Raw genomic sequence first — 11,574 nt, forward strand, 5'->3', positions numbered from 1 at the left:
TCTCCGCTCAACTCTGCGTCACAAACTGTGTAAAGGTGGTCCTGCCAATATTGTGTTGTAGGGTTAATGACAATGAATGGTTAACCAGATGTTATGGAGTGGCAATGGTTTTGTGAGCGGAAATGATGGAATTGTGAACCGGGGGAGGATTGATTGCGCTATTGGTTGGACCAATTCGCGCGAAGGGGAAAAGAGTAGGCCGGGTAAGCGCAGCGCCACCCGGCATGAAATCAGAATGCGGTCTTACAAAAACCCGTCATCTCTTTCAGGCCCATTTCGCGGCCAAGCTCGGTCATCGGGTGCACCACCACCAGACCACGGACGCTTTTCTTCAGCTTGCCCATGTCAGCCTGCTCTTTTTTGGTGATCGCGCGGCGGTGCGGCATGTTCATCAGCTTCTGCGCTTCTTTGCTCAGCTTCTGGCCTTTCACTTCGCGCAGACGCTCGATTTCCGCTTCCAGCTTCGCGGTCTCTTTTTCCAGCTCGGCATATTTCTCGGCGGAATCAACCAGAGACAGGCCAGCCATCTGGTGACGGATCAGATCCAGACGGTCGCTCAGGCGTTTAATTTCGTTCTTTTCGACTTCTTTCATGACAATTGACTCTAAATCGGGGGAATTACAGGGAAGGATACACCAATGTGAACGGGCTTACTTCTGAAACGCTTTTTTTAAGCTGATTTTAGAAATCAGCTCAGTCAGGGAGAGGACCATCGTGGAACGGACAACCTGTTGATAGCGCAGCTTTTGCATCGCGTACAGTTCAGGGTCGCTGTTATCAAAATGGGGAGCAGGAGGCAGGGCGGTGACGCAGTGCAGCTCGCCGAACGGCCCCAGGATCTCATCATCGGTAAAAGTGTACTCATTACCGTCATGATTGAGCTCTTCGCGCAGCGCCATTAACAGTTCAGCGTCTTCATACTCCTGGCGGTTGAGCACGCCAAGACCATAAATCAGCTTCAGACGCACCGACAGATCGCCCAGCGGTCCGTCTCCGTCCAGTAACGGTTCTACAGCGTACTTTACCGCGTAGTCGTCTTTGCGAAACACCTGAAGCACCAGGATATTCACCGCCTCGGTTAACAGCTCGACGGCGGCAATCAGGAAACTTCGTACGGTTTTGCCAGCATTCAGACGCTCAAGCACACGATTTTCAAAGGCCTGGGTTTGTTCCATTATTGCCTGCATATCTGACAATCTGTTATTCGGGCGCAGGCTCACCTGCGCCGGATTCTGCATCATTTGGTTGCGTTGTATGCGTTAACCGCCTCCGCAACCACGTCGCTGCTGGCGTCCAGACCGGAAATCTGCGCCAGCGCAGCCTGCGCGCCTTTGTCATCAATCAACTGAGCCAGCTCAATCGCCTGCGGGTCCTGCTCGCTGCGGTAGTGCATCGCGGCAGCAATTCCTTTCACCAGGTTGGCGTGCGGCAGACCGTATTCCAGCGTGCCCAGCAGCGGCTTAATCAGGCGGTCGCCCGCGCTCAGCTTACGCAGCGGCTGACGGCCCACGCGCTCAACGTCATCTTTCAGATACGGGTTTTCAAAACGACCGAGGATTTTCTGGATGTATGCTGCGTGTTTATCAGCATCAAAACCGTAGCGTTTGATCAGCACCGCGCCGCTCTCTTCCATTGCCCCTTTCACCACCGCGCGAATCTGCTCATCGAGGATCGCGTCGCGAATGGTCTGATGACCGGCCAACTTTCCGAGGTACGCGGTTATAGCATGCCCGGTGTTCAGCGTGAAGAGTTTGCGTTCGACAAATGCCATCAGGTTATCAGTGAGTTCCATTCCCGGAATGGTCGGCAGCGCGCCCTTGAACTGAGTTTTATCGACGATCCACTCGCTGAAGGTTTCAACAGTGACTTCCAGCGGATCGTTGGTGGCGGATTCGGACGGCGGAACGATGCGGTCTACAGCGGAATCCACAAACCCGACGTGCGCTTCAACCCAGGCTTTATCTTCCTCAGCCACGGCCGCCATAACGTGGCCTTTCAGCTGCGTGGTGCCGCGCACCATGTTTTCACAGGCGATGATGTTCAGCGGTGTTTCAATGCCCTGTGCTTTACGCTTCTTCAGGCCTTTCGCGACCGCAGGAGCAATACGTTCAAGCACCACCGGACCCACGGCGGTGGTCACCAGATCAACGCTGGCGATCAGGTCAATCACGTCGTCGCCGATGCTGCTGACCGCGTTGACGCCAGAGACGGTTTCAACCTGTTCGTTTTCACCCACCACATGAACCTGATAGCTATGACGGGCATTCAGGGCATCCAGAACCACCTGATTCACATCGGCGAATGTCAGGGTAATGCCCGCGTCTGCCAGCAGTTTACCGATAAAGCCACGACCGATATTACCTGCGCCAAAATGTAATGCTTTCATAGTGTTAACCTTCATCAATGTTTTTACCCGAGAGGGCTGGGGTGAGGAACGTTTCCCCCTCACCCTAGCCCTCTCCCCGAAGGGGAGAGGGAAGAGGCGCTGCTATTTGTTGAGCAGGGCCAGAACTTCTTCAACGCTTTCAGTTTGTGCCAGGCGCTCGATGACGGACTCATCATCCAGCGCGTTGGTCAGGCTGGTAATCACCTGAATATGCTCGTTGTTGCGAGCGGCGATACCAATCACCAGACGGGCGATGTCGTCCTCTTCTTCACCGAAGCGCACGCCGTCAGGATACTGACAGAACACCACGCCAGTTTTCAGCACGCGGTCTTTCGCTTCAACCGTACCGTGCGGAACCGCGATGGATTCACCCAGGTAGGTTGGCGTCAGTTTTTCACGTTCCAGCATCGCGTCAACGTATTCTGGCTGAACGTAGCCGCCCTTCACCAGCTGTTCACCGGCAAAGCGAATCGCCTCTTCTTTGGTGCTCGCGGTACGGCCGAGGAAGATGTTCTCCGCGCCCAGCTTAAACAGGTGAGCATTGCTCTCGTCAAAGCTGTCCTGCAGGCTGGTGCGCACCTTCACTTCGTTGTCTTCGTGGCGCTGCGCGGCAACCAGACGTTCGGTCAGGCTGGTGTACAGGCCGCTGTCCAGGAAGTTGGTCAGCGAGATGTGCTGTGCCTGCGGTACCTGACGCATAGCGCGCTCGGTCAGATCGCGGTGCGTGATAACCAGGTCAACGTCCGGCGGCAGGTTGTTAATCGCGCTGTTGGTCACAGAGATATTGGTCAAACCCGCATCCTGCACTTTCTTACGCAGCACGCCTGCACCCATTGCGCTGGAACCCATACCGGCGTCGCAGGCAACGATGATTTTACGCACGTGGCTCAGGTCGTTAGAAACATCGCCAGCCGCCAGCGGGGTCGCACCTTTGGATTCGGCTTTCATGTCGTGCATACGACGGGTTGCCGCTTCGATATCGTCGTCTTCTTTCACCTTGCTGGTTTTCAGCAGGATAGAAGAGACCACGAAGGAGACCGCCATCGCCGCACAGATCGCCGCGATGTTCGCGAAGTATGCGCCTTTCGGCGTCATCGCCAGCACCGCCAGGATAGAGCCTGGAGAAGCAGGGGAGACCAGACCGCCGCCCAGCACGCTCAGGGTGAACACACCAGTCATACCGCCGAGGATAACGGCCAGGATCAGACGTGGGTTCATCAGCACGTACGGGAAGTAAATTTCGTGGATACCGCCCAGGAAGTGGATGATAGCCGCGCCGCCAGCAGACTGCTTCGCGCTGCCGCGACCAAAGAACATGTACGCCAGCAGAACGCCCATACCCGGACCCGGGTTCGCTTCAATCAGGAAGAAGATGGACTTGCCGAGATCGTGAGACTGTTGAATACCCAGCGGCGAGAAGATACCGTGGTTAATGGCGTTGTTCAGGAACAGGATTTTCGCCGGTTCAACGAAGATAGACGCCAGCGGCAGCATGTCGTGCGCCACCATGAAGTTAACGCCCGCCGCCAGCAGTTTGGACAGCACTTCAACAGCCGGACCAATACCGAGGAACGCCAGAATCGCGAGGATCATCCCGATGATGCCCGCAGAGAAGTTGTTCACCAGCATTTCGAAGCCGGACTTGATCTTGCCATCAACCCAGACGTCGAATTTCTTAATCGCCCAGCCGCCCAGAGGACCGGCAATCATCGCACCGAGGAACATCGGCATATCCGCACCGACGATCACGCCCATGGTTGTGATGGCACCCACGACGCCACCACGGTCACCGCCCACCAGACGACCACCGGTATAACCGATGAGCAGCGGCAGGAGATAGGTAATCATTGGGCCAACAAGTTTCGCCAGCGTTTCGTTAGGCAACCACCCTGTCGGAATGAACAATGCGGTGATAATACCCCACGCGATAAACGCGCCGATATTTGGCATCACCATGTTGCTGAGGAAACGACCAAAGCTTTGAACTTTGATCTTGAAATCGGATGACATAAAACACCCCTTCTTCTGTTTACGCTTAGGCTTGCGGCCCGAGGTTTATTGTTAATGAGGCGGCAGAGGTAGCCGGACCCTGTTCTGATGCTGTGAAATCTGGCACTGAATCGTTCAACTGTCCAGATAGCGGAATTTTGTGTGATGTGTGTCACGTAAATGTAGGGGGTGTGGCGTTGAATGAAGTGATCTGAGTCACAGAATAGGCGAGTAAAAAAAATACGATGGCGAAAAATAGAGCAAAAACCACCTCTTTATGTGATTGATGTCACATTTTGTTTTTGCGTGTTTGTTTCCGGATTGTGACTGGTTTCACAAAATATTTTTATGCGGATTTCTCCGACTGCGATCGGCGTCAGGACGGCCTCGAGTAACACGGAAAGCTAATAAAACAGTTTACATATGTAGTATGGCGGAAAGTTGAAACCTGAATTACGCTCATAATGTAAGGTTGAGTATATTATTATTCAGGATATATTTTGACACGCTTATAAACTTGCGTGGAGATATTATAAAAACCGATACTCCCCGGCTCTGAAATAATCAGTGTGCCTTTTAAATTTAAAAATAAATTAATTACGCTGCGTGCTGTTTTATTAATGTAATGAGTTGACGTTGTTTAAGTGAGGAGACTATGTTTCTCAACTATTTCGCGCTGGGCGTGTTGATTTTTGTATTTCTGGTTCTTTTTTACGGAATCATCGCCATCCATGACATCCCCTATAATATGGCTAAAAAGCGTAATCATCCCCATGCCGATGCTATTCATACGGCAGGCTGGATCAGCCTGTTTACGCTCCATGCCATCTGGCCGTTCCTGTGGATTTGGGCCACGCTGTACCGCGAAGATCGCGGCTGGGGCATGCAGAACCACATTACTAAGCCTGATGAGGTTCCGGGGATGGATGCGCTGGCCAAACGCGTGGCCGAGTTAGAACACAAGCTGGCAGCGGTTCAGCCCTCTGATGATAAAAACACGCTGGAGCGCTAATCATGGATCTGTTGATTATTCTGACCTATGTGGCATTTGCCTGGGCAATCTTTAAAATATTCCGTATTCCGGTAAATCAGTGGACGCTTGCTACCGCGACGTTAGGCGGGGTGTTTATTGTTGCCGGACTCATTCTGCTAATGAACTATAACCATCCGTATACCTTTACGGCGCAAAAAGCGGTAATTTCCATTCCGATTACGCCGCAGGTCACGGGGGTGGTTACTGAAGTGACCGATAAAAATAACCAGCTCATTAAAAAAGGCGAAGTGTTATTTAAACTGGATCCGGGCCGCTATCAGGCGCGCGTCGACAGACTGAAGGCGGACCTGGTGACCGCGACGCACAATATCGACACTCTGAAAGCGCAGCTTTCGGAAGCGGTTGCCAATACGACACGCGTCTCCGCTGAGCGCGATCGACTATATAAAGATTATCAGCGCTACCTCAAAGGCAGCCAGGCGAAGGTGAATCCGTTCTCTGAAAGCGATATTGATAACGCGCGGCAGAACTATCTGGCGCAGGATGCCATGGTGAAAGGCTCCGTTGCTGAACAGACGCAGATTCAAAGCCAGCTGGACAGCATGGTGAACGGCGAGCAGTCGCAGATTGCCTCGTTACGCGCCCAGCTTGCTGAAGCGAAATACAACCTCGATCAGACCGTGGTGCGCGCGCCGAGCAATGGCTACATCACTCAGGTGCTGATTCGTCCGGGAACCTATGCCGCCGCGCTGCCGCTGCGCCCGGTGATGGTCTTCATTCCTGAACAGAAGCGCCAGATTGTGGCCCAGTTCCGTCAGAACTCGCTGCTGCGTCTGAAGCCGGGTGATGAAGCGGAAGTGGTATTTAACGCGCTGCCGGGCCAGGTGTTCACCGGTAAGCTCACCAGCGTTCTGCCGGTAGTGCCGGGCGGGTCGTATCAGGCGCAGGGTGCCTTGCAGGCACTGACCGTTGCGCCGGGTACGGATGGCGTACAGGCGCTGATTGAACTGGAGCCTAACGCCGACGTCGATGCTTTGCCGGACGGTATTTATGCCCAGGTGGCGGTCTATTCGGATCATTTCGCCCACGTCTCGGTGATGCGTAAAGTGCTGCTGCGTATGACCAGCTGGATGCACTACCTCTATCTCGATCACTAATCCTTCCGGGGCGGGAATGCGACACGCATATCTGCCCTTTTTTCATCGCTTGATCCATACTGACTTTTTCCCGGCATCAAGGATCAGGCAATGAAACTCATCGGTAGCTACACCAGTCCCTTCGTGCGAAAAATCTCGATTCTCCTGCTGGAGAAAGGGATTGAATTTGAATTCGTTAATGAACAGCCCTACAACGCCGAAAACGGCGTCGCGCAGTATAACCCGCTGGGGAAAGTTCCGGCGCTGGTGACGGACGAGGGCGAATACTGGTTCGATTCCCCCATTATTGCGGAGTATATCGAACAGCTGGGCATTGCCCCGTCAATGCTGCCGTCTGACCCTAAAGCGGCGCTGGCGGTGAAGCAAATTGAAGCCCTGGCCGACGGCATTATGGATGCAGCACTCACCTCCGTTCGCGAGCAGGCAAGGCCCGCCGCCCAGCAGTCAGAAAACGAGCTGCTGCGCCAGCGGGAAAAAATCAGCCGCAGTCTGGATATGTGCGAAAAGCTTATACGGGAGGGCAAGATCCACACCGACAGCCTGGACCTGGCAACCATCGCCATCGCCTGCGCCATCGGCTATCTCAACTTCCGCCGGGTGTCCCCTGGCTGGTGCGTTGACCGTCCGCTGCTGGTGAAACTCGCAGAAACGCTCTTTAGCCGCGAGAGCTTTGCCCGCACCGAACCGCCAAAGGCTTGACGCGGGTTATAACACTTCGGCGTCGGAGGCGGTACAATCCCTCCATATGTTAACTCCCTCTCCCGTCGGGAGGGGGGAAGATATTTACTCGCCAGGCGCTTTCATGACTACTCATCATTCGCTGTACAGCCAGATCCCCGCGACCGACCGACTTCTTCGCGAGCCCCGCATTCACGCTGCCGTTGAGCGCTTCGGCCATACCGCGACGGTGGAGATGTTACGTCTGCTTCAGGATGAAGCCCGAGGCCATATCCAGGCCGAAAACGCCTTGCCCGACTGGTGTGCAGCGTGGGAGCAGGAAGTTGAGCATCGGCTGGGTGAGAAGGCGCAAAGCGCGTTACGCCCGGTGGTCAACCTGACGGGGACCGTGCTGCACACCAACCTGGGACGCGCCCAGCAGGCGGAAGAGGCGGTGGCTGCGGTCGTGCAGGCCATGCGCTCGCCGGTGACGCTGGAGTACGATCTGGACGGCGCCGGGCGCGGGCATCGCGATCGCGCGCTGGCGGATCTGCTCTGCCAGCTAACCGGTGCGGAAGATGCCTGCATTGTGAATAACAACGCGGCGGCGGTGCTGTTGATGCTGGCGGCGACCGCGAGCGGCAGAGAGGTGGTGGTGTCCCGCGGCGAGCTGGTGGAGATTGGCGGGGCGTTTCGCATCCCGGACGTGATGCGCCAGGCGGGCTGCACGCTGCATGAAGTGGGTACGACTAACCGTACCCATGCGAAAGATTATCGCGCGGCGGTGAATGAAAACACCGCCCTGCTGATGAAGGTCCACACCAGCAATTATCATATTGAAGGCTTCACCAAAACGGTTGAAGAGGCCGAGCTGGCGGCGATTGGGCGCGAGCTGAATATTCCGGTGATTGCCGATCTCGGCAGCGGTTCGCTGGTGGATCTCAGCCAGTACGGGCTGCCTAAAGAGCCGATGCCGCAAGAGATGATTGCGGCGGGCGTGAGCCTGGTCAGCTTTTCCGGCGACAAACTGCTGGGCGGGCCGCAGGCCGGAATTATCGTCGGCAAGCGCGAGCTGATTGCGCAGCTGCAGCAGCACCCGCTCAAGCGCGCCCTGCGGGCCGATAAAATGATCCTTGCCGCGCTGGACGCGACGCTGCGCCTCTATCTCCACCCGGAGAAACTGGCTGACCGCCTGCCCACGCTGCGCCTGTTAAGCCGGGATGCCGCCTCGATTCGCGCCCAGGCCGAACGGCTGCTGCCGCGCGTTGCCCCGCACTACCCCGATTTTGACGTTCGCATTGAGCCCTGCCAGTCGCAAATTGGCAGCGGTTCGCTGCCGGTGGACAGGCTGCCGAGTCAAGCGCTCACTTTCACCCCGCGTGACGGGCGCGGTAGCCGCCTTGAGGCCCTGTCGTTGCGCTGGCGTGGCCTGCCGACGCCGGTTATCGGACGGATTTACGACGGCCGCATGTGGCTGGATCTGCGCTGCCTTGAAGATGAAGAGCGATTTCTGGAGATGTTGTTGAAATGATTATTGCCACCGCCGGTCACGTCGACCACGGAAAAACCACGTTACTGCAGGCAATTACCGGCATAAACGCCGATCGTCTGCCGGAAGAGAAAAAGCGCGGCATGACCATCGATCTTGGCTATGCCTACTGGCCCCAGCCCGATGGCCGCGTGCTGGGCTTTATTGATGTTCCGGGGCATGAAAAATTTCTTTCCAACATGCTGGCGGGCGTGGGGGGCATCGATCATGCCCTGCTTGTGGTGGCCTGCGATGACGGCGTGATGGCGCAAACCCGTGAGCATCTGGCGATCCTCCAGCTGACAGGCAACCCGCAGCTGACCGTGGCGCTGACGAAAGCCGATCGCGTTGACGACGCGCGCGTCAACGAGGTGCGCGAAGCGGTGCAGGCGACCTTACGGGAATATGGTTTTGCCGATGCACCGCTTTTTGTCACCGTAGCGACAGAAGGGCGCGGTATCGGCGAACTTCGCCACCATTTGCAGCAGCTTTCGTCGCGAGACCACGCCAGCCATCACCGCTTCCGTCTGGCGATTGACCGGGCGTTTACCGTCAAAGGCGCGGGGCTGGTGGTCACCGGTACGGCGTTAAGCGGTGAAGTGAAGGTGGGCGATAGCCTCTGGCTGACGGGCGTTAATAAACCGATGCGCGTGCGCGGCTTACATGCACAAAATCAGCCTGCGGAGCACGCCCACGCCGGGCAGCGGATCGCGCTCAACATTGCCGGGGATGCGGAAAAAGAGCAGCTTAACCGCGGCGACTGGCTGCTGGCCGACGCCCCGCCCGAGCCGTCTGAACGCGTCATCGTCTCCCTGCAGACAAACGTCCCGCTGACTCAATGGCAGCCGCTGCATATTCACCACGCGGCCAGCCATATCACCGGGCGCGTGTCCCTGCTGGAAAACGATCTTGCCGAACTGGTTTTTGATTCGCCGCTCTGGCTGGCGGATAACGACCGTCTGGTACTGCGGGACATTTCCGCACGGGAAACGCTGGCCGGGGCGCGGGTAGTGACGCTGAAACCGCCGCGACGCGGCAAGCGTAAGCCTGAATACCTGCAATGGTTGGCTGCGCTTGCACAGGCTCAGGATGATAACGCCGCGCTGCGGGTGCATCTTGAGCGCGGGGCCGTGAGCCTGAGTGATTTTGCATGGGCACGCCAGCTGAGCGGCGAAGGGTTGCATCAGCTGACCCAACAGCCGGGCTTTATTCAGGCCGGCAACAGCCTGCTCGATGCGCCGGTTGCGGCAAACTGGCAGCGTAAGATCCTGAACACGCTCGCCACTTACCATGAACAGCATCAGGATGAACCCGGTCCTGGTCGCGAGCGCCTGCGACGCATGGCGCTGCCGATGGAAGACGATGCGCTGGTGCTGCTGCTGATTGAAAACATGCGCGAAAGCGGGGTGATTAAAAGCCATCACGGCTGGCTGCATCTGCCGGATCACAAAGCCGGGTTCACCGCAGAGCAGGAGGCAATCTGGCAAAAAGTGGCCTCGCTGTTTGGCGATGAACCGTGGTGGGTTCGCGATCTGGCGCGTGAAACGAACACCGACGAGCAGGTGATGCGCCAGGTATTGCGCCATGCGGCGCAGCAGGGGCTGATAGTCGCGATAGTGAAAGATCGTTATTACCGTAACGATCGCATTGTGGCGTTTGCTAACCTGATCCGCGAACTGGATCAGGCGCGCGGCTCCACCTGCGCAGCCGATTTCCGCGACCGGCTGAACGTTGGCCGCAAGCTGGCGATCCAGATCCTGGAATATTTCAACCGCATCGGTTTTACGCGTCGCCGGGGTAATGACCATCTGCTTCGCGACGCGCAGCTGTTCCCCTGAGCGCTACGTGCGGCGGGAGAGTTTCTGCTTAGCCAGCCATACCGCGCCCAGCCTCCCCGCCTGGTTACCCAGCTCGCAGGGCAGAATGGGCACCTTGAGCGCCTCCCACTCCTCGAATCGCTGCAGGTACTTATCGAGCAGGAGATAGATTTTCTCCTGCTCGCTTACCCCGCCGCCAATCAGCACTGCCTGTGGATCGAACATCGAGATTACGCTGTAAACGCCGCGCGAGAGGCAATGGGCCCACTCCTCAATGGCCTCACGCAGATGCACGTCGCTCTCCATGCGTTTAAACAGTTCCTCGCCGTCAGGCATCTCTTCTTCTGATACGGCCAGCGCGCGGCGGCAGGCTTTCATCAGGCCGCTGGCCGACGCCACGTCATGCATGGGTTCGCCGTTATTACCCACGGGCAGCACGCCAAATTCGCCGGCGCGGTAATGCGACCCGCGATAAAGATCGCCTTCCATCACAATCCCGCCACCGATGCCCGTGCCGATAGTGATGCAGACGAAATGCTCGTAGTCCTTACCCGCGCCCTGCCAGCGCTCGCCCAGCGCCGCACAGTTGGCGTCGTTTTCCACGGTGACGGGAAGATCGGTCAGCCCGGCGAAGAGTGCGCACAGGTTTTCACCGTCGAGATAGTCGAGCGCGCCCGCTTTTGCCGCTTCGCCGCTGTGGTGGTTAATATGGCCGGGAAAGCTCACGCCGATACCGACGATGTCGTGTTCGTCCTGATACGCTTCAACTACCGCTTTCCACTTCTTTTTGAAGGTGTTTTTATCCTCAGGAGTATCGTACTCGTCCGTCGTCAGCTCCTTGCCATTTTCATCAATCACGCCGTGTTTGATGTGGGTTCCGCCTACGTCAAAACCGATAAACAGCTGCATCGCATCGTTCCTCATGAGCCCTTGAGCTGTTAAGTATGGCTCAGTGGCAGAAACGAAACGTAAAGTACGGTAATCCGTGATACGGCTCGTAAACTCGTCACCCACTGGCGAGAAAACCGCCAGCCGGGACTACCCTT

Annotated in this window: 10 protein-coding genes; 5 read left to right on the forward strand and 5 right to left on the reverse strand. The window is 56.7% G+C overall.

What is annotated here, in order from left to right; genetic code table 11:
- Positions 1-230 precede the first annotated feature (230 nt).
- From IM273_RS07920 to IM273_RS07935, 4 genes are all read right to left on the reverse strand, one after another.
- Complete coding sequence (locus tag IM273_RS07920; protein WP_008502724.1) at positions 231-593, reverse strand: YibL family ribosome-associated protein; 363 nt, start codon at positions 591-593, stop codon at positions 231-233.
- Between the two features lie 57 nt (positions 594-650).
- The gene (mtlR, locus tag IM273_RS07925) at positions 651-1,241 is read right to left on the reverse strand and encodes a mannitol operon repressor MtlR (RefSeq protein WP_028015045.1); all 591 of its coding nucleotides are present in this window, start codon (positions 1,239-1,241) and stop codon (positions 651-653) included.
- The gene (gene mtlD / locus IM273_RS07930) at positions 1,238-2,386 is read right to left on the reverse strand and encodes a mannitol-1-phosphate 5-dehydrogenase (RefSeq protein ID WP_045630257.1); all 1,149 of its coding nucleotides are present in this window, start codon (positions 2,384-2,386) and stop codon (positions 1,238-1,240) included. Before mtlD ends, mtlR begins: the two co-directional genes overlap by 4 nt.
- Positions 2,387-2,488: 102 nt before the next feature.
- Positions 2,489-4,396 (reverse strand): PTS mannitol transporter subunit IICBA, encoded by a 1,908-nt coding sequence (locus tag IM273_RS07935; RefSeq protein ID WP_028015047.1) that lies wholly within the window; start codon positions 4,394-4,396, stop codon positions 2,489-2,491.
- A 634-nt stretch (positions 4,397-5,030) separates the two neighbouring features.
- On the opposite strand from IM273_RS07935, the gene IM273_RS07940 reads away from it, so the two are divergent.
- The 5 genes from IM273_RS07940 to selB all read left to right on the forward strand — a co-directional run bounded on the left by IM273_RS07940 (position 5,031) and on the right by selB (position 10,549).
- Complete coding sequence (locus tag IM273_RS07940; protein ID WP_028015048.1) at positions 5,031-5,387, forward strand: DUF3302 domain-containing protein; 357 nt, start codon at positions 5,031-5,033, stop codon at positions 5,385-5,387.
- Positions 5,388-5,389: 2 nt separating this feature from the next.
- Positions 5,390-6,526 (forward strand): HlyD family secretion protein, encoded by a 1,137-nt coding sequence (locus IM273_RS07945; protein ID WP_028015049.1) that lies wholly within the window; start codon positions 5,390-5,392, stop codon positions 6,524-6,526.
- A gap of 90 nt (positions 6,527-6,616) precedes the next feature.
- Entirely contained in the window at positions 6,617-7,225 is a 609-nt protein-coding gene (locus IM273_RS07950) for a glutathione S-transferase (RefSeq protein ID WP_193051585.1), read from the forward strand.
- 103 nt (positions 7,226-7,328) lie between these two features.
- On the forward strand, positions 7,329-8,714 hold the full coding sequence (gene selA / locus IM273_RS07955; protein WP_193051586.1) for an L-seryl-tRNA(Sec) selenium transferase: 1,386 nt from the start codon (positions 7,329-7,331) through the stop codon (positions 8,712-8,714).
- Positions 8,711-10,549 carry a selenocysteine-specific translation elongation factor gene (gene selB / locus IM273_RS07960; protein WP_193051587.1) on the forward strand — a complete coding sequence of 613 codons (1,839 nt, stop codon included), beginning with the start codon at positions 8,711-8,713 and terminating at the stop codon, positions 10,547-10,549. Before selA ends, selB begins: the two co-directional genes overlap by 4 nt.
- Before the next feature lie 3 nt (positions 10,550-10,552).
- On the opposite strand, the gene IM273_RS07965 is transcribed toward selB, so the two are convergent.
- On the reverse strand, positions 10,553-11,437 hold the full coding sequence (locus tag IM273_RS07965; RefSeq protein WP_193051588.1) for an ROK family protein: 885 nt from the start codon (positions 11,435-11,437) through the stop codon (positions 10,553-10,555).
- Between the last annotated feature and the right edge of the window lie 137 nt (positions 11,438-11,574).

The sequence above is a fragment of the Enterobacter cloacae complex sp. P13B genome, assembly GCF_014895915.1.
Taxonomy (GTDB): Bacteria; Pseudomonadota; Gammaproteobacteria; order Enterobacterales; family Enterobacteriaceae; genus Enterobacter; species Enterobacter bugandensis.

What these genes read in the sequence shown, in the direction of transcription:
- IM273_RS07920 (WP_008502724.1), bottom strand. Translation starts at nt 593, where the DNA reads ATGAAAGAAGTCGAAAAGAACGAAATTAAACGCCTGAGCGACCGTCTG.
- mtlR (WP_028015045.1), bottom strand. Translation starts at nt 1,241, where the DNA reads ATGATGCAGAATCCGGCGCAGGTGAGCCTGCGCCCGAATAACAGATTG.
- mtlD (WP_045630257.1), bottom strand. Translation starts at nt 2,386, where the DNA reads ATGAAAGCATTACATTTTGGCGCAGGTAATATCGGTCGTGGCTTTATC.
- IM273_RS07935 (WP_028015047.1), bottom strand. Translation starts at nt 4,396, where the DNA reads ATGTCATCCGATTTCAAGATCAAAGTTCAAAGCTTTGGTCGTTTCCTC.
- IM273_RS07940 (WP_028015048.1), top strand. Translation starts at nt 5,031, where the DNA reads ATGTTTCTCAACTATTTCGCGCTGGGCGTGTTGATTTTTGTATTTCTG.
- IM273_RS07945 (WP_028015049.1), top strand. Translation starts at nt 5,390, where the DNA reads ATGGATCTGTTGATTATTCTGACCTATGTGGCATTTGCCTGGGCAATC.
- IM273_RS07950 (WP_193051585.1), top strand. Translation starts at nt 6,617, where the DNA reads ATGAAACTCATCGGTAGCTACACCAGTCCCTTCGTGCGAAAAATCTCG.
- selA (WP_193051586.1), top strand. Translation starts at nt 7,329, where the DNA reads ATGACTACTCATCATTCGCTGTACAGCCAGATCCCCGCGACCGACCGA.
- selB (WP_193051587.1), top strand. Translation starts at nt 8,711, where the DNA reads ATGATTATTGCCACCGCCGGTCACGTCGACCACGGAAAAACCACGTTA.
- IM273_RS07965 (WP_193051588.1), bottom strand. Translation starts at nt 11,437, where the DNA reads ATGCAGCTGTTTATCGGTTTTGACGTAGGCGGAACCCACATCAAACAC.